16 protein-coding genes and 1 riboswitch are annotated in these 17,114 nt (G+C 31.4%); of the genes, 10 read left to right on the plus strand and 6 right to left on the minus strand.

Translation table 11 applies throughout. The features are described 5' to 3' along the window. The 4 genes from AST02_RS07155 to AST02_RS07170 all read left to right on the plus strand — a co-directional run bounded on the left by AST02_RS07155 (position 1) and on the right by AST02_RS07170 (position 5,302). A complete protein-coding gene (locus tag AST02_RS07155; RefSeq protein ID WP_069816876.1) occupies positions 1-1,128 on the plus strand; it encodes a zinc-ribbon domain-containing protein in 1,128 nt (375 codons plus the stop codon). Positions 1,129-1,395: 267 nt separating this feature from the next. Then, positions 1,396-3,171: a purple acid phosphatase family protein gene (locus tag AST02_RS07160; protein ID WP_141714375.1), complete on the plus strand. Its 1,776-nt coding sequence runs from the start codon at positions 1,396-1,398 to the stop codon at positions 3,169-3,171. A gap of 84 nt (positions 3,172-3,255) precedes the next feature. Then, entirely contained in the window at positions 3,256-3,933 is a 678-nt protein-coding gene (locus AST02_RS07165) for a hypothetical protein (RefSeq protein ID WP_069816878.1), read from the plus strand. Positions 3,934-4,156: 223 nt separating this feature from the next. Further along, on the plus strand, positions 4,157-5,302 hold the full coding sequence (locus tag AST02_RS07170) for an MrcB family domain-containing protein (protein WP_069816880.1): 1,146 nt from the start codon (positions 4,157-4,159) through the stop codon (positions 5,300-5,302). 110 nt (positions 5,303-5,412) lie between these two features. Here the strand turns inward: AST02_RS07170 and AST02_RS07175 are convergent, their stop codons facing one another. Beyond that, the gene (locus tag AST02_RS07175; RefSeq protein ID WP_069816882.1) at positions 5,413-5,823 is read right to left on the minus strand and encodes a (deoxy)nucleoside triphosphate pyrophosphohydrolase; all 411 of its coding nucleotides are present in this window, start codon (positions 5,821-5,823) and stop codon (positions 5,413-5,415) included. Positions 5,824-6,604: 781 nt separating this feature from the next. Continuing rightward, positions 6,605-7,213, minus strand: coding sequence for a GNAT family N-acetyltransferase (locus tag AST02_RS07180; protein ID WP_069816884.1), 609 nt, complete (start codon positions 7,211-7,213; stop codon positions 6,605-6,607). Between the two features lie 287 nt (positions 7,214-7,500). On the opposite strand from AST02_RS07180, the gene AST02_RS07185 reads away from it, so the two are divergent. After that, positions 7,501-8,448: a glycosyltransferase family 2 protein gene (locus AST02_RS07185; protein WP_069816886.1), complete on the plus strand. Its 948-nt coding sequence runs from the start codon at positions 7,501-7,503 to the stop codon at positions 8,446-8,448. 1 nt (position 8,449) lies between these two features. Then, complete coding sequence (locus AST02_RS07190) at positions 8,450-9,934, plus strand: DUF6056 family protein (RefSeq protein WP_069816888.1); 1,485 nt, start codon at positions 8,450-8,452, stop codon at positions 9,932-9,934. An 89-nt stretch (positions 9,935-10,023) separates the two neighbouring features. On the opposite strand, the gene AST02_RS14355 is transcribed toward AST02_RS07190, so the two are convergent. The 4 genes from AST02_RS14355 to AST02_RS07205 all read right to left on the minus strand — a co-directional run bounded on the left by AST02_RS14355 (position 10,024) and on the right by AST02_RS07205 (position 12,667). Beyond that, entirely contained in the window at positions 10,024-10,200 is a 177-nt protein-coding gene (locus AST02_RS14355) for a hypothetical protein (protein ID WP_176721524.1), read from the minus strand. A gap of 70 nt (positions 10,201-10,270) precedes the next feature. Next, positions 10,271-10,381, minus strand: a riboswitch (SAM riboswitch). A 114-nt stretch (positions 10,382-10,495) separates the two neighbouring features. Beyond that, positions 10,496-11,650, minus strand: a complete 1,155-nt coding sequence (gene chrA / locus AST02_RS07195) for a chromate efflux transporter (RefSeq protein WP_069816889.1) — start codon at positions 11,648-11,650, stop codon at positions 10,496-10,498. A gap of 25 nt (positions 11,651-11,675) precedes the next feature. Then, positions 11,676-11,978 (minus strand): PadR family transcriptional regulator, encoded by a 303-nt coding sequence (locus AST02_RS07200; RefSeq protein ID WP_069816923.1) that lies wholly within the window; start codon positions 11,976-11,978, stop codon positions 11,676-11,678. Positions 11,979-12,202: 224 nt separating this feature from the next. After that, the gene (locus AST02_RS07205; RefSeq protein WP_069816890.1) at positions 12,203-12,667 is read right to left on the minus strand and encodes a helix-turn-helix domain-containing protein; all 465 of its coding nucleotides are present in this window, start codon (positions 12,665-12,667) and stop codon (positions 12,203-12,205) included. Positions 12,668-12,885: 218 nt separating this feature from the next. Here AST02_RS07205 and AST02_RS07210 point away from each other — a divergent pair, with 218 nt between their 5' ends. The 4 genes from AST02_RS07210 to AST02_RS07225 all read left to right on the plus strand — a co-directional run bounded on the left by AST02_RS07210 (position 12,886) and on the right by AST02_RS07225 (position 17,054). Further along, the gene (locus AST02_RS07210) at positions 12,886-13,110 is read left to right on the plus strand and encodes a DUF3955 domain-containing protein (RefSeq protein ID WP_069816891.1); all 225 of its coding nucleotides are present in this window, start codon (positions 12,886-12,888) and stop codon (positions 13,108-13,110) included. 254 nt (positions 13,111-13,364) lie between these two features. Further along, positions 13,365-14,129, plus strand: a complete 765-nt coding sequence (gene fadH, locus AST02_RS07215; protein WP_002511678.1) for a 2,4-dienoyl-CoA reductase — start codon at positions 13,365-13,367, stop codon at positions 14,127-14,129. A 330-nt stretch (positions 14,130-14,459) separates the two neighbouring features. Continuing rightward, positions 14,460-15,299 carry a YitT family protein gene (locus tag AST02_RS07220; protein WP_069816892.1) on the plus strand — a complete coding sequence of 280 codons (840 nt, stop codon included), beginning with the start codon at positions 14,460-14,462 and terminating at the stop codon, positions 15,297-15,299. 480 nt (positions 15,300-15,779) lie between these two features. Then, positions 15,780-17,054 carry a reverse transcriptase domain-containing protein gene (locus AST02_RS07225; protein ID WP_081332973.1) on the plus strand — a complete coding sequence of 425 codons (1,275 nt, stop codon included), beginning with the start codon at positions 15,780-15,782 and terminating at the stop codon, positions 17,052-17,054. The last annotated feature ends 60 nt before the right edge of the window (positions 17,055-17,114 follow it).

The following is a 17,114-nucleotide window of genomic DNA, read 5'->3' on the forward strand; positions in this document are numbered from 1 at the left end:
ATGAAGTATTGTCCTAATTGTGGTAATAAAATTGAAGATAACCAAATATTTTGTAATGAATGTGGAACAAAATTGGATGGAAATAATAAAGAAAATAATGATAAGAGTTTAAATACTTCAACTCAGAAAAATGATTATGAAAGTAGTAAGACAAAGCAAAATAAACATAGTAAGGGTAAACTTTGGATTATCATCTCTTCGATATTAGCAGTTATTATCTTGATTCTAGTATTAGTTTTTACAGGCTACTTTTTTTATGAAAATGTGATTTCAAAAGATGACACTAATAATGCTTTTCAAAGTAATAAAAGTGAGTCTCAAAATAATAAAGAAGTAGATATCAAAGTGTTGTCATCAGAATTCAGTGAAGATTTTATGAATGAAGATAATACAGAGGGATATGAAGGGTTTAATTTAGGCATGTCAAAAGATGACATACAACAAGAATTTGGAAAAACTAGTAGCAGTAGTTCCATGGATATTGGCAATGTAGAAAAGTATGGAGACATTGGCATATATTATGGCATAGATGACACAATATCGAGTGTATATGTTCTACCAGAAAATGTTTCAATAGTTGATTTTAAACATTTTCATGGAGATCCTACAGTAGAAACAGACTCCCAGTTAGTTTATGATGATAACTCTGACAATAGTTTTACTATATTTGTGAATATTGAAGACGGTAAAGTTCAATCTATTGAAAATACATTCCAAATTGACGAAGAGGCTTTAAATAATATGGAATCAATCACTACAACTAGCAATGATGTCTCACCTACATTTGCTCATGAGGCTGTTAATTATTCTGGGGGTATAGGGAAAATATTAAGTACAGCATTTAATGCCGAGGATTATACAGAACAGGAAGAATACTTATCTAAGGCTAGAGAGATGGTTTTAGGTTGGGATGGAGCGCTAGATGATTTAAACGCAGCAACGTCAAATCAAGAAGAGGAAGATATTGTTTCTCAATTAGAAGAATTTAAAAGTCAAAGAGATGATATATTAAATAATATAGAAGACTTTGATGACAATAGTGATGCACAAGCATGGCATGATGCTCAAGAAGATTACGAAACGCTTCAAGTAGAGATGAGAATTTTTGCTGATGAATACGTTGATTAGATTCATTTTTTCATAAATAAATATATTTATAGAAATATGTATGATTTAGCTGTTGAAAGATTAAATCAAAAACCCCAGCCTATTATTATCAAACCAATTTATTTACTGAATTTTAAAGTGAATAAATTGGTTTTTTTAAATATAGCCAAATAAAATTAAATAGTAATTTGAAATTTACAAAATCCATATAGCATTAACTTTAAATTAATACTACATTGCTAAAATAGTGAATGAAACATTAAAAATTCCTATTGGGGGGTACGTGTGATGGCATATAAGTATCGTTCTATTGCTGTAAGTACTGTAATGAGTCTAGCTATAGTATTTACTACAGTTTCAGCACCAACAGCTGATGCAAGTGGTTCAGGTAGTGCAACAGAAGGCGAAAAAAACGGTGATATTGAATTACTGGATAAAAAACCTAAAGTAGCTGAGGTTCCAGAGAACAATAATCCTAACCGTGTAATTACAAATTTTAAAGGTGACACTAAATCAGAAATGGGTTTTAGTTGGTATACCACAGACAAGTTCAAAGACTCTAAAGTATGGGTTTCAGAATCTAAAGATTTTTCAAACGCAAAATCATTTGATGCTAAACCTAAAAAAGTAGACTCAAAGTATCTTGAAAGAGATAAAGAGGGCAATATCATCTATAAAGATGTAGCTAAAGATGATGAAGGCGAACCTATTGAGAAAAATGGCAAACCTAAAGTAAATGGTTATTATACCGATGAAAATGCAGGTGGCCCTGAATGGACGAGTGGCGACAAGCATGGTAAAACAGATTTAATTAAAGAAAAAGAATATACATACAAAGCACAAGCTAAAGATTTAAAACCGAATACACAATATTACTACAAAGTGGGTAGTGAAAGTGGGAAGAAAAGTGAAATAGGTAAATTCAAGACTTCCGGTGATAAAGGCGATCCATTTAGCTTTGTACAATACACAGATACGCAAAATGCTTTTTGGAATGAGAATGTAAGAAATGAAGCAGCATTTGGTGCTGATACATTGAAAAACGCAATTCAAACAGCAGGCGATCCTAACTTCGCACTACATACAGGGGACTTTGTAGAAACAGCTGAAGTTGAAGATGAATGGAAAGATTTATATAAACAATCTAGACCATCATTTATGTCTTTACCTGTTGCCTCAGCACCAGGCAACCATGATGAGTATGCATTAAACGAAGAAGATGAAAAATTATTGAATAAATTCAATGAGCACATGAACGTACCAAAAGAAAATGACGCTGTTAATGGCGGTTCGTACTATTCATTTGATTATAATGGGGCACACATGGTAGTAGCGAATACAAACGACAATAAGAAATCAAAAGACAATCCAGATGAAAAAGCCATCGGTGATGAACAGATGGAATGGATTAAGAAAGATATTAAACAGGCGCGAGACAATGGGGCAAAATGGGTTGTTTTAAACTTACACAAACCAATGTATTCTAAATCATATCATGCACTTTCAGATGAAGATGTGAAGAAAGTAAGAGATGAATTAACAAAAGAAATTGATGATCTTGACGTTGACTTAGTATTACAAGGTCACGACCATGTGTTATCACGTACACATCCACTAGAACACACATCAACGAAAAATAGTTTTGTGAATGCGAAGAAAGAAGATACGGAACAATTCGTTGGCGAAGATGGCGTGAAATATTATGACGACCCAGAAGGTTCAGTCTATGTATTACCTAACACTGGTGGTACGAAAGAATATGACAGTATTTATGACCGTTCATTAGAACACATTAAAAAGGTTAGACCAGAATTAAGCTGGTTAACTCAGAAAGATTTAGATCATTACAATAGTTTATTCAAACTAGGCGAGCAGCCACAAGAAACAGACGCATTTAAAGATAAACACGAAAATAACAGAGATTCATCAGCTCAAAACTTCTCAGTTTATGAAGTAGAAGGCGATCAATTAAAAGTTAAAATTTATCAACTACGTGGTGATATCAGTAAAGGCGAACAACGTAGCGTAGAATTAGTAGATGAATTTGGTATTCAAAAAGATTAAATATAATTAAAACTGATACCTAAGCTGTAATTTATTTTATAGCTTAGGTATATCGGTTTTCCTTTGAAAAAGGAGACTTGTTTTATGAAACAATATATTAAAGCATTATCAATGATATCTATTTGTACAGCGTTACTTATGGGTTGTAGTAATGAAGAAACTGAGACAAATAATCATTCTGGAAAAGAAGCAGTAGCGCAAGAGTCCAGTGAAAAAGAAACATCAAATAAAACTCAAATTTCTGATGACGAGCAGAAGAAAATAAAAGAAAAAATGATAGATTGGTTAGCTGAAAATAAAAAAGAAGACGGTAAGGCAGTCTCCAATCGTTATTTTAGTACAAGTAGTATTTCTGATGGTGATTGGTATGCAGGTACGGAAAAGGGAGAAATTCAAATCAATAATACAGGCAAACCTGGGCCTGAAGCATTCGATTTGCATGCTGTTACTGGTGCCGTTACATACACACCTAAAGATGGCGAGGTAGGCTTTGATAAAGAAGCGGAAGATCTTTCTAATGTAGAGGGCTACAAAGAAGTTGCAGACTTAAGTAAGCCAGTGACAAAATACATTTTCACTGAAGAGGGCAAGGTCTACGAATACCAATTTGAAGGTAAAGAAGATGTGACTTTAGCATCTGGATTTGCGCCGAAAGACCATACTGGTAAAGATCCCAACCTACGCCCAGACCAACAATTTAAAGAAACCGAAAACAAAGCGTTGAGTAAGTTTTATAAAGAATTGGTTGAAGAATATAAATAATAAATAGAAAAGGTTCTCGGATTGCTAATAAGAAATCTGAGAACCTTTTTATAATTACAAAGCATAATATTAAGTGAATAATAATAAGTATAAATATATTATTTGATTAATGTTTTAAAAGTGCTATTTTATAATTAGACTAAATTGGTAATCATATAAGCAATAAAAATTAATCAAGATAGTGTCATGTATTTTAATAGGCCTATATGAAGGGGGTATTTTAATGAAAAACGCTTTAAGAGACAGTATAAATGAAGTGCTTACTACATATCTAAAAGAAAGAAAAAATGAAAGTGATCAGACACAACATCGTCTAAGTCGATTGAATATAATTAGGGATGCAATATATGCAATATATGCAAATATGGGTGAAAGATTTAAAGATAAATACAGTGTAAAAGGCTCAATAGGACAATTCAATAACTGGGCTTGGATACCATGGTTAAAAATTGCATTGAAGGATACGAATGTTCATATTAATACTAAAGAAGGCTACTATTTAGTTTATTTATTTGATGAAGATATGAAAGGAGTATACTTAAGCTTAAATCAAGGATGGACCTACTTTAGCGATAAATACGGGAACAATGCAACAGCTAATGATAAAGTGAAAAAGGTGTCTTCTAAAGTAAGGGGTTTGATCTGTCCAGACTCAGAAAAAGACTATGTAACAACTATAAATCTTAATACTAGAGGAAAATATGGTAATGGCTATGAAAGTGCACATATTATAGGTAAATATTATAGTGCTGAAAATTTACCTTCTGATTCTGTATTGATTAAAGATTTAGAAGAAATGCTACAAATATACAATGACCTAGCCGCACATATGAGAAATAGAACTTTTAAAGCATTAAATGAGGAATTATTGTTAGACATTGATGACTTGTATATTGAAGATCACGATGAAGAGGAATATCAACAGTTGTCGAATGAATACGAAGTATTGCTCGAAACTAAAAATTATAAATCAGTACCTCGTGAAAAGAAGAAGGCTGTTTTAAAATCTAATGCAAAAGAATATTATCCAAGGGACGCAAAGCAGTCGGCGATAGCTTTGGACTTAGCAAATTATGAATGTGAGTATGACCCTACGTTAAAAACTTTTACGAACAGAATTACAAATAAAAATTTTGTTGAAGCTCATCATCTTATACCTATTAGCTTTCATGAATTTTTTGATTTTGATATCGATGTTCCAGAGAACATAGTTGCTTTAAATCCGACAACGCATCGTCAAATTCACCATGGTATTGATAAAGATAAAGCAGATATTTTAGAAAAGTTATTTAATCAAAGGAAAAGTAAATTACACTCTGTTAATTTAGACATAAGTTTAGATGATCTGAAAGATATGTATAATATTTAATTGCTAACAAAAAATTTAGATATAAAGAAGATTTTTGTGGTCTATTTATTATTAATGATAGCTAAATCATCAATTAAAGTGAAAGCTCATTTGTAATGTGTATTGACTCACTAAAATCTTCTAATAAATTCTTCCTCATATACAATAATTTCAACTGCTGGAATATCTGCTGGTGCCCATTCTAATTTTTCTAATTCTTGGATTGCTAGCCATTTAATTTCTTTATGTTCTGTTAAAGTTGGTAATTTTTCATTTAATGTACATTTATAAGTACTTAGTTTTACGATACCAAAATCATATTCATATTCATTAGCGGTGATTTTGTCACCAACCTCAATATCACATAACATTTCTTCTCGTATTTCTCTTTTTAAAGCATTAATTTCTGATTCATTTCTTTCTATTTTTCCACCCGGGAATTCCCATAATAGAGGCAAACTCATATTCTCATTTCTTTGTGCACATAGCACTTTATTTTTAGAAAAAATAACAGCACCTACAACTTCAATTTTTTTCTTCAAAATCTTCCTCCTACATACTGTTCTTGTTTTAATTCTAACAAAATATGGAATGTGTGTTTAAAATAGACGGTTAATAATTATAAAAAGTTACAATAATTAATAATTCAAATAAATTTTAATAATTGTACGTTTAAGATTAATAAATGAATATTAACGTGTTGTGAATTGAATGCTATATTTAGATTAATGAGAGGACCGGTGTTGGTAAATTTACCGTCTTACAAAATCAATATATAAATCAATAACACAGAGGTTAAGTTAATTAATGAATTTGGATATTATTATTAGTTTACTTTGTTTTGTAACGTCGTTGCTCACATCTTTTTATATTATAAAAACGAAAAACATTAAAATCATAGCATCAATAGAAACTCACAAAGTTCCTAAGAATAAGATTAATAACATAGTTTATTTATTTGTGGTGTGTTTGTTGCTAGCCACAATGTTCGTTGTGTTAGCGATAATAATAGTCGACTATTATGAATGGGTGGCATATGGATTATGTGCCATGTGTTTTATAGTTCTTAGTGTATTTTATGTTTACTATATGACAATCACAAAATAAAAATGTTGCTATAATTGTCGCTTAGTAACATTCGAATCAACTCATGATTTATTTATTATATAAGGCCGCTCATCATTTATGACGAGGGGGCCTCATAGATATCGATATGGTTAACAATCTGTTTGGACATGTAAATCCCTTCACGTCAGCAGGGTCAGTCATCGGGTTGTCTGACCGAACAATGCCAGACGTCTCGAAATAACAATAAAGTAACTACTAGACTAGATGTTTCCACATTTTATATATTCTAATATCGCCTTCGCCAGTTTCACCCACGTAATCGTAACCTTGTTTCTGGTACAAGCGCTGGGCAGAAGTGTTATTAATTTCTACTGTCAGTGAAATAATATCATAGCCTTTATGAAAGGCAAGTTGTTCAGCATAAGTAAGTAGTTTTTTAGCTATACCCATACCTCTAAATTGAGAAAGTGTGGCAAGCATGCTTACATGATATTCTCCAGAACTACCTTCATCTAAATTAATCAAAGCGACTATAGCTTTAAAGTTATTGATGAACTGAGGCACAATTTGGAGTTTCTGTATTTTCACTATCTGTTTAACAGTGGCTAGTGTCTGACTTTCAAGTGTATCGTAAGGTAGACAAGAGATAGCACCAGCAGGTTGATCATCTACAAAAGCAATCATCGTGTTGTTATAGCTAAAGCGATTGCCATTTTGACGCCATAAACTTTGCATGCCTTGTTCAAGTTTAGATTCATCCTCTGTATTGAAAAAGACTTTGGCCATATCATCAATTGCTAATAGGTTAAAATGCCCACCTTCTTGTAATTCGGGATAGGCAGGTTTAATTGTTATATGTGACAAAAGTATCCTCCTTTTCTGATTCGCGAATATATTATATTAATATTTACCCTTAAAGTGACAGAAATAAATTGAATATCAAATTATTTCACAATAAGTTATTTGATTTTACGATGGTTAAATATATAAAGTGTCCATGATATTGCAAATGAAATAACCACTGTAATACACATAACGACTCGATAAATCAGAATGTACAAAATATATGGTACATTCTGATTTGTTATATTGTATAATACTGTATATAATACATTTTATATAATTATAATTCAAAGAGGTGTACCGTTTTAATGATTAGAATATTGATTCCATGCTTTAATGAAGCGTTTGTAATTAAACAAACCTATAATAAATTAACAGAAATTATGCAACATGATAGTTATATTAACGGTTATACATATGAATTACTTTTCGTGGATGATGGTAGTAGGGACCAAACATTAACAATAATTCAACAATTATCTGAATTAGATAGTAGGGTGAAATACATTTCGTTTTCACGTAATTTTGGTAAAGAGTCTGCGATGTATGCAGGATTGAAAGCGAGTACGGAAGCTGAGGCGTTGATAATCATAGACGGAGATTTACAGCACCCGCCGTCACTGATTCCACAAATGATTGTAGATTTTAGAAATGGTGAAGATCAAGTGGTGGCTAAAAGAGATCGAACTGGAGAACGTTGGTTACGTAAGCATCTGTCTAAAATGTATTATTTAATGATTAATAAAATGGTAGATGTTACCTTAGAGGATGGCATAGGAGATTTCAGGTTACTGAGTCAGCGTGCCGTTAAAGAAGTTGTGAAATTAGGAGAATACAATCGATTTTCAAAAGGATTATTTGCATGGATCGGCTTTGAGCCAAAAGTCATTGAATATCAAAATGTACAACGCGAAGAAGGAGAGTCTAAATGGTCATTTAGTTCATTGTTAAATTATGGTATAGATGGACTGATTTCCTTTAATAATAGACCGTTACGTATTATTATTTATTTAGGATTATTTAGTTGTTTGATGAGCTTTCTCTATATTGTATTCAATTTAATTTATACACTGAGTTATGGTGTGTCTACGCCTGGTTATTTCACTACTATTTTTGCAGTATTGTTCCTAGGCGGCGTGCAGCTGACTTCTTTAGGTATTATTGGAGAATATATAGGTAGAATTTATTATGAAGTGAAACAGAGACCATTATTTATTATACATAAGACGAATTTAAATAAACATGAGGTAAATTAATATGAAATCACTAAATTTGGACAAGATGTACCTGACACTTACCGCACTATTTTTATTTTACTATTTTATGGCGTTCTTTTTACCATTAACTCATGATGACTGGGATTGGTATAGTCAGTATGGCGTGCAAATGTGGCAGGAAAAATATGCGAATTTAAATGGGCGTTATTTGGGTAATATTTTAGAAACGATAGCAGTTCGTTTGGATTGGTTTAGGTGGATATCTTACGCGTTAATTAGCATGGCTATGATATATATTATTGTTCGTTTTACTCATAATACGAAACAGCCACTATATTATTTAATAGCTTTTATACTTATGGTTACAATACCAAATGAGATATACAAACAAACTTATGGATGGTTTGCAGGTTTTTATAATTATGTCCCAGCCACGTTGTGTGTGCTGTTCATTTTATGGTTTATCGTTACAGTTTTATTTGAACGGAAAGGACTTACACCTGTAATCAATATTGTCTTTTATATTATTTGTTTTATTGGGCAGTTTTTCATGGAAAATACGACGCTCTTTAATAGTATGATTTTGGTGTTAGCTATCGCTCTGAACTTATTACTTTATCGACAAATTAACCCTAAATTTATTGTTGGTTTATTATTATCTGTCGCTGGCACAGTAATCATGTTTTTAAACCCCAATTATCGTAAAATATTTTTTGAAGGCAGCAGTTATCAGAATATATCGAGTGAAACAGGATTATTCGATAAAATATTCCATACGATGACTACGACAATTCCAGATTGGGTCTTTTTCAATCAAATTGTGATTTTATCTATGATTATTGCTGTGGTTTTAATTATGCTATATCGAAATACTGCACTGCATAGCTTATCCAAGGTAAAAATAGAGCTGACTGTTAGTGGATTATTGATATTACCTATGTATTACTTTTTCATATATAAACAGTTCGCATTACAAAATTTCCATTCAATGACTATAGCAAATCTGCTCAATACTTTGATTTGTATTGTATTCTTAAGTGCAATGATTTATGCAATACATATAATAATCGAGCAAAAGGAAGTACGTTATACATTATATTTACTTGTAGCCTCAACTTTACTTGTATGTGCACCTTTAGTTATTGTATCTCCGCTCGGCCCAAGGAATTTTTATACAGTATATGTAATCTATAGCATTATTTTACTGATATTGCTTGTTCAGCTCAACGTCATACATACGTTGTGGCGTAACATGGTCGTGGGAATTGCAATTATGTTTGGCATTATTTATTTGAGTGGTTTTTGCTATATTCATTATCAAAATGAGACGCGAATCGCGAATTTGAAACAAGAAGTTAAAGCAAATCCAGATAAGGATTTCTATACGATGGAGAAACTACCATTTGAACATTATTTACATCATGTAACACCGACAAGTGATAAATATCAAACACTATTCAATAAGTATGAAGGCTTACCAGCAGATACAAAAGTTAAGTATGTGCCTTTTGGTAGCGAAGAATAATACCATGATTATGTCCTAGGAAATAATTATGAATGTAGAATAAAAAAACTGAGATGCGTATTATACGACGCACCTCAGTTTTTTGTATTTTATGACTGTTCTTTGTCTAAAATAATTGTTTTATAATCGCGAACATCGATGTTTCTTAAGATTTCATTTTCGAGATGATGAATATGCTGTACTTTGGCCATACTACTTGGCATATTATTTGGTTTGTAGCTGTCCCAATATTCAAGTTCCGTGAATAATTCGTGCAATGATTTCATAAAAAATACCACCTTTTCATTTTTTACAAATAAAATAGCCCTTCTTAGACAAGAAGAGCTTCCGCACATCTTCTCATCTTTCAGTCCATATAAAATGAACTGTTGGAGTTAGCACATCGCTCGTTAAAGCTGTTGCTGGAGTTTCACAGGGCCAAATCCCTCCACTCGCTCTTAATAAGAGAACTATTCTATTTGATAATATTGTAACTAATTACAATGTGATTGGCAAAATAAATGACTTGAATATGAGTTAGAATTAGTAAATACTTTTCGCAAAACAGTACAAAGTATCAATTTAATAAAACGTTATACCAAGCACTAATCCTAAAATTACAATTAGCCATGACGGAGCTTTACAGTAGGCTAGCAAGACAAATAATATAGCAGCAAATGCGAAATCCATATGTGAATTGACGGATGATGTGAAAATAGGATCATACAATGCTGCAATCAGAATACCAACGACACCGGCACTGACTGCTTTTAACATTGCTTTAGCGTAGCGATTCGACTGCACATGTTCCCAAAATGGTAAAACACCTACTAATAGTAAAAAGGCAGGTAAGAAAATAGCAATCGTTGCGACGATACCACCTGTAATGCCAGACATTACTGTACCGATATATGCGGCAAAGGTAAATAATGGACCTGGCATTGCTTGTGTTAGAGCGTACCCTGTTAAAAAGTCGTTCGCACTAATCATATCTGTTGCGACAAATGCTTGTTCTAATAATGGTAAAACAACATGGCCACCCCCAAAAACAAGCGCACCTGAGCGATAAAAATGATCAATCATACTTACCCAAGAATTGGCTGTGAAGTAATTAATAATAGGTGAAATTAATAAAAAACTGAAAAATAGTGTAAGTGCAACGACACCAACCAATTTAGGAATATTGAATATTTTTATTGATGATTTACTTTCCTCATTTTCTTTAAAAAGTAATAATCCAGCCAGTGCCACAATAATTAATGCACCTAATTGTGACAGCGGATGAATCACTGAGACTGCCATAACTAATGTGAACAGCGCAAGAAGCTTTGTTTTCACATCAGGTAAAAGTTTCTTTCCCATGCCAATAATGGCATTAAGTACGATGGCCACTGCAACTAATTTTAAGCCATGCGTCCAACCTAAATCATTGCTGTAAGCAAGGAGCAGCGTCGCACAAAGCATTAATACAATAACTGAAGGCAATGTAAAACCAATAAATGAAATAACACCACCAAGTAAACCTGCCTTTGTTATGCCGATACCAAAACCGACTTGGCTACTTGCAGGACCAGGTAAAAACTGGCACAACGCGACTAAATTTGTATATTGCTGTTCTGTAAGCCATCTCCTACGTTTAACGTATTCATCATAGAAGTAACCGAGATGTGCTGTTGGGCCACCAAAAGATGTACAACCTAATCTCAGTGCGACCAAAAAGACGTCAAGATATTTCATTAGCATTAACCTCCCAATTTATAAATTATACTTCGCCAACAAGCTCTTTTAATTTTTGTTGGCTTTTTACTAACATTGATTTACCGAATGAAGTGATAGTATAATTCTTGCGTTGTTTACCTGCTACCACACTTTTCTCGCTAACGAGTAATCCTTCGTCTTCCATACTATGTAAGAGGGGATACAACGTACCAGCACTCATCGTATAACCGTGTTCTTGAAGTTCCTCAATCATCCAACTACCATAGATAGGATGTTCACTCGCATGATGCAAGATGTGAATATAAATAAAACCTAAAAACATGCGTCTTTCTAACTTTGATTCCACATTCATCCACCCTTCCTAATCAATATATCGAAAGTCGATATCGTATTCCGATATCAATGTATCATTTATAGATTTGTTTGAGATTGAATTTACATAAACATTAAGAACTTATCATATTTTGTAATATAGATAGTGGATAACTCTTGTTAATGAAAAAGACCTATTTCAAAACAACTTTAAATAATTGTTTTGAAATAAGTCTTATATAATAGGGATAATATTTTTTAACTGCGACGTGAATGTTTGTAGTGACTCATGAATATTAACATTAAATTGATAAGTCCTACGATGAGACCGCCTATCAACGCATACAATCCAAGGGGTACGAGGAACCAAGGCTCATGCAGTACGCCGTCTTGTGAAACGTAAGAGGGGATGACTAAGAAAAGTATCGCACAGGTGATACCAATCAAAATTAAAATCATACTTACAATGCTTAGACGTATGCGTTTGATACTTTTTCCATCATTAACGAGCTTATCTTTAATAACGTCATCGCCTAAGATTAAATCATCGAGTGACAAGTGGAACGTTTTAGCGATATGCACAATCATTTCTATATCTGGTAAATATCTATTATTTTCCCAAGCTGATACTGTTTGTCTGGATACATTAAGCTGTTCGGAAAGTTGTTCTTGTGTGAGTTGATGTTCTTTTCTAATCGATTTAATTTGATTTCCAAAATCCATACGATCTTTCCTCCAATCTCTATATAGTTAGATTCTTAGTAAAAAGCTGTTGTTATGCGATTGCAAGCAACACTTTACACCTCCCGCAAGACATACTGTCGCTTAAAACAGCTATGTCTTGTGATGCTTTCTTTTATTAATTAATTCTATGTTTGATAATAAAAACTTGAAAGCAGCCAGCTAATTGGCTAATAAATTTAGGAGGTTATATACAGATTATGAGTAAAAAATTATTTTTTTCAAGTATTTTTTGCATGATTTTTGGAATTTTAATGGGAGGGCTATTTATTGTTTTACCTAGTCATGTTGATCAAGATGGCACCTTACGTGAACCATGGTTTTTAGTGGAATTTGGTTTTATATTTGTGGCATTGGGGTTATTATTAATGTTCGTAACTGCCGGAAAATATTTATATCATCGTTTTTTACAGCATAAACAATAACGTTTTAAGAGACTAGAGCATAAATAAAGCATGTCATGTTGTAAATTTAAATATCTAGTAATCCTTGTAGAGCGAGAAAGAAACCAAATTTCCAAGTTTGGTTTCTTTCTTGCTTTTTTCAATTTAATAGCAATCTTTTTAAAAACTAAAATAAGATGATTTACTAAAAAAGTAAAATTAATGTACAATAATATGTAAGCGCTTACCAATTTATTTGAATCATATTAAATCAAGCTTTTAAAAGGAGAATGTAAATGAAGGACAAAGTGATGATGATAACGGGTGGTAGTAGTGGCATGGGCAAAGCAATGGCGAAACGATTTGCTGAAGAAGGTGCCAAAGTAGTTATAACAGGTCGCTCATTAGAACGACTTGAAGTTGCTAAAGCGGAAATTGAACAATATGAAGGTCAAGTGCTGTGTATAGATATGGATGTACGTGATCCAGAGCGTGTGCAGTATACAGTAGATGAGACTGTAAAAACATTTGGACAGATAGATGGTCTTGTGAATAATGCAGCAGGTAATTTTATTTGCCCTGCAGAAGATTTATCGATTAATGCGTGGAATTCAGTTGTAGATATTGTATTAAATGGTACATGGTATTGTACACAAGCAGTAGGTAAAGAATGGATTAAAAATGGTCAGAAAGGTCGTATTTTGAACATGGTTGCGACGTATGCTTGGAGGTCTGGTCCGGGTGTTATTCATTCGGCAAGTGCCAAAGCTGGCGTCCTTGCAATGACGAGAACACTTGCAGTGGAATGGGGTTCTAAATATGGTATTACAGTGAATGCCATTGCACCTGGACCAATCGAAAATACGGGTGGCGCAGGAAAATTAAGTCTATCTGAAGAAGCACGTCAACAGACACTAGATAGTGTGCCAGTAGGTAGAATGGGTCAACCTGAAGAAATTGCAGGCTTGGCTAAATTCTTGTTCTCAGATGATGCAGACTATATTAATGGCGCTTGCATGACTATGGATGGCGGACAATGGCTCAATCAGAATGCGTTTTAAACAATTCGCAATTTATATATTAGACAAATTGGACGAGTCATATCGTTTAATTTGTCTTTTTAATTCAACACTATTGCTAATATATAATAAAAATAACGGATTCAATTACAATTTATAAAACAAATTAACCTAATTCAATTGAAATAAATGACTATTTCTACTATCATATATACTTGTGCTAAAAAAATAACAAAAATATATCTTTCGAAACTTTTTGGTTAATAACTGAAAAGTTTCTTTTTATGTCGGTCTTTCTAGCCGATCAATATAAATGAAATAAAACAGTAGAATTGAGTGATTTTCAAATAAAAGAAATGAGGTGCTATTGGGATGTTGTACAAAATTCATTTTAAAAATATATGTTTCTGTATTTTAGGGACATTTCTTATAGGTATAGGCATTAATGTGTTTGTAATTCCTGCTAATTTTGGGGAGGGTGGTACGGTAGGTGTTTCGTTAAATCTAAAATATACACTAGGCTTATCACCGGCAATTACCTCTCTAATTATAAATATGATATTAATTGCGGTAGGTTGGAAATATTTAAGTAAAACGACAGCAGTTTACACACTGATTACAGTAATTTCGAGTTCAATGTTTTTAGGACTAACTGAATCATTTAATATGCAGATTGAATCTGATTTTATAAATACAGTGTTTGGCGGCTTACTACTAGGTGTCGGTACTGGACTTGTAATCTCAGCACGCAGTACATTAGGTGGCACATCTGTTATTGCTAAAATTATAAATAAATATACTGAAATCAAAACTTCTCAAGCGTTGTTTATGCTTGATTCAATCATTGTGCTATCTTTCTTAATTATCCTTCCCGCACAAAATGTTTTATATACCATTGTTATGCTTTTTATAGTTGAGAAAAGTATGTCATTTGTAATAGAAGGTTTTAATCCTAAAAAGGCAATTACAATTATTTCAAATTATAATAATGAAATTAGTAAGGGGATTAATAAAGAAACAGGTAGAGGTTCAACATTATTGAATGGGGTCGGTGGCTATGAACGAAAAGAGACGAATGTGCTTTATGTTGTCGTACCACAAAACCAATTATCAAGAATTAAGAAAATCGTTAATGCTCACGACGAAAATGCTTTTCTTGTTATTCATGATGTGCGAGATGTCTTGGGGAATGGCTTTATGAAAGTACAGTAAAATAAAATTAAAAACCTCCAAATTAATTTGGGGGTTTTTAATTTTATACTCAATTGAATTTTAATGAAAATAATTAATAAATCAGTGAAGGTATTAAAAGTTATGTTTCTATAAATAGTAGTATAAAGATAAAATATGAATAAGAGTAATATTTGAATAGTTAATTAAACTTATAAATTATAATTGCGTTTAGGTTAGTAATAAGAAGATTTGGCAAATTAAATATTTAATTAGTACATTTTATAATTGCATTATGACAATAAAATATTTGGAGTAACTTTTTCACTATCAATATATTAATATTATTAGATGTAATATATGAGACTTACTTGAAAAGCCTGTTGTTTTATTTATAATTAAGTCATTAGTGAACAATATAACTTTGAAAAGTTAAAATGATAAAAAATATAATAGCTAAATTAATATATAGAAGTCTTTAAATTTTAGTAATGTAGTATAATTAAAATAAAGTAGGTGTATATGGTGAGGACAATTTTATATAGAAAATTACGTCAAAAATATGAGGATAAAACTATTCAAAAAGTGAGCGATGAAAAATTTACGTTGCTGCCTATGAATAAACAGCAGTTAGATAAAGGGAAATATATGGATAAGAAAAATATAATTAGTAAAGAAGACAACGTTCATATTGATTATGTATATAAATTAATAGAATGTTGTTTTGATATTAATGTTCCTGACAGAAATATAATAATGAAAAAATTAGTTAATTATCTGCCGCATTTATCGGATATAAAAAATGTAACTTTAATAAGATTTGATATCCAAAACTTTTTTCAATCAATAGATATAAAAAAATTTTACAAAGAGTTAAAAAGGAATAAAAAAATACGATTGAAAGAAGTAGAATATATAGAAAACGCGTTGAAAAACCAAAAAGTACTATATCCTGGCATAAGTATAAGTAATATAATTTCTGAAGTTTTAGGAGGAAAATTAGATATAGAAATTAAAAAAAAGTATCCTGAAATAATTTTTTATTCTAGATATGTAGATGATTTCATTATAATTTTCAACGAAATTATAGAAGAAGATAAATTAGTTAAGGAAATTAAAACAATAGTGGAAAAGACTTTAGGAAACAGTGCAAGTATTCACACAAAAAACAATGAAAAATATCATTATATGACATCGAGAGTGAAAGAAAAACATGAATTAATTTATTTAGGTTATAAATTTTATTTTAATAAAGATTTAAAAATAACTCATTATGGAATCTCCACGGAAAAAATTAAGAAATATAAGAAAATTTTAGAAAAAATAATGAGAAATTACTCAGAAGATAAGAATTATCATTTATTTAAAGAAAGACTAGATACTTTTTATAAAAGATCTGTATTTTATGGTAATAGAAATTCAACGAAAACCTGGTTCTCATATGGAATTTCACAAAATTATAAAGAGCTAAAAGGGATATCTTTAAAACAAATAGATAGCCAAACGAAAAAATTATTAAGTGGGAGTATATTATTTGATATAAATAATAACAATAATATAATTGAACCAAAAAAATTAAGCAATATGATTAATAAACTCATAAATGATAAACATTTCATTAAACTTTTTTATAAAAATAAGGCGATAATTTTCAATTCAAATATAGGTTTGAATAATAAGCAGATAGAAAAATTAGCGACAAAAATAAACTTTCAATTACAAAGCAATAATTACAATGAAAAAGTGTTTGAATTGTTACAATATTTAATGGTGTTAAATAAAAAAAGTTCCTTATAATATAAGGAACTTGTGTCTTTGAATCAATTAGGATTTAAAGACGATATTGTGTATTTAAAG

It is taken from the genome of Staphylococcus equorum (assembly GCF_001747895.1).
In the GTDB taxonomy this organism is placed as follows: Bacteria; Bacillota; Bacilli; order Staphylococcales; family Staphylococcaceae; genus Staphylococcus; species Staphylococcus equorum_A.

What these genes read in the sequence shown, in the direction of transcription:
- AST02_RS07155 (WP_069816876.1), top strand. Translation starts at nt 1, where the DNA reads ATGAAGTATTGTCCTAATTGTGGTAATAAAATTGAAGATAACCAAATA.
- AST02_RS07160 (WP_141714375.1), top strand. Translation starts at nt 1,396, where the DNA reads ATGGCATATAAGTATCGTTCTATTGCTGTAAGTACTGTAATGAGTCTA.
- AST02_RS07165 (WP_069816878.1), top strand. Translation starts at nt 3,256, where the DNA reads ATGAAACAATATATTAAAGCATTATCAATGATATCTATTTGTACAGCG.
- AST02_RS07170 (WP_069816880.1), top strand. Translation starts at nt 4,157, where the DNA reads ATGAAAAACGCTTTAAGAGACAGTATAAATGAAGTGCTTACTACATAT.
- AST02_RS07185 (WP_069816886.1), top strand. Translation starts at nt 7,501, where the DNA reads ATGATTAGAATATTGATTCCATGCTTTAATGAAGCGTTTGTAATTAAA.
- AST02_RS07190 (WP_069816888.1), top strand. Translation starts at nt 8,450, where the DNA reads ATGAAATCACTAAATTTGGACAAGATGTACCTGACACTTACCGCACTA.
- AST02_RS14355 (WP_176721524.1), bottom strand. Translation starts at nt 10,200, where the DNA reads ATGAAATCATTGCACGAATTATTCACGGAACTTGAATATTGGGACAGC.
- chrA (WP_069816889.1), bottom strand. Translation starts at nt 11,650, where the DNA reads ATGAAATATCTTGACGTCTTTTTGGTCGCACTGAGATTAGGTTGTACA.
- AST02_RS07205 (WP_069816890.1), bottom strand. Translation starts at nt 12,667, where the DNA reads ATGGATTTTGGAAATCAAATTAAATCGATTAGAAAAGAACATCAACTC.
- AST02_RS07210 (WP_069816891.1), top strand. Translation starts at nt 12,886, where the DNA reads ATGAGTAAAAAATTATTTTTTTCAAGTATTTTTTGCATGATTTTTGGA.
- fadH (WP_002511678.1), top strand. Translation starts at nt 13,365, where the DNA reads ATGAAGGACAAAGTGATGATGATAACGGGTGGTAGTAGTGGCATGGGC.
- AST02_RS07220 (WP_069816892.1), top strand. Translation starts at nt 14,460, where the DNA reads ATGTTGTACAAAATTCATTTTAAAAATATATGTTTCTGTATTTTAGGG.
- AST02_RS07225 (WP_081332973.1), top strand. Translation starts at nt 15,780, where the DNA reads ATGGTGAGGACAATTTTATATAGAAAATTACGTCAAAAATATGAGGAT.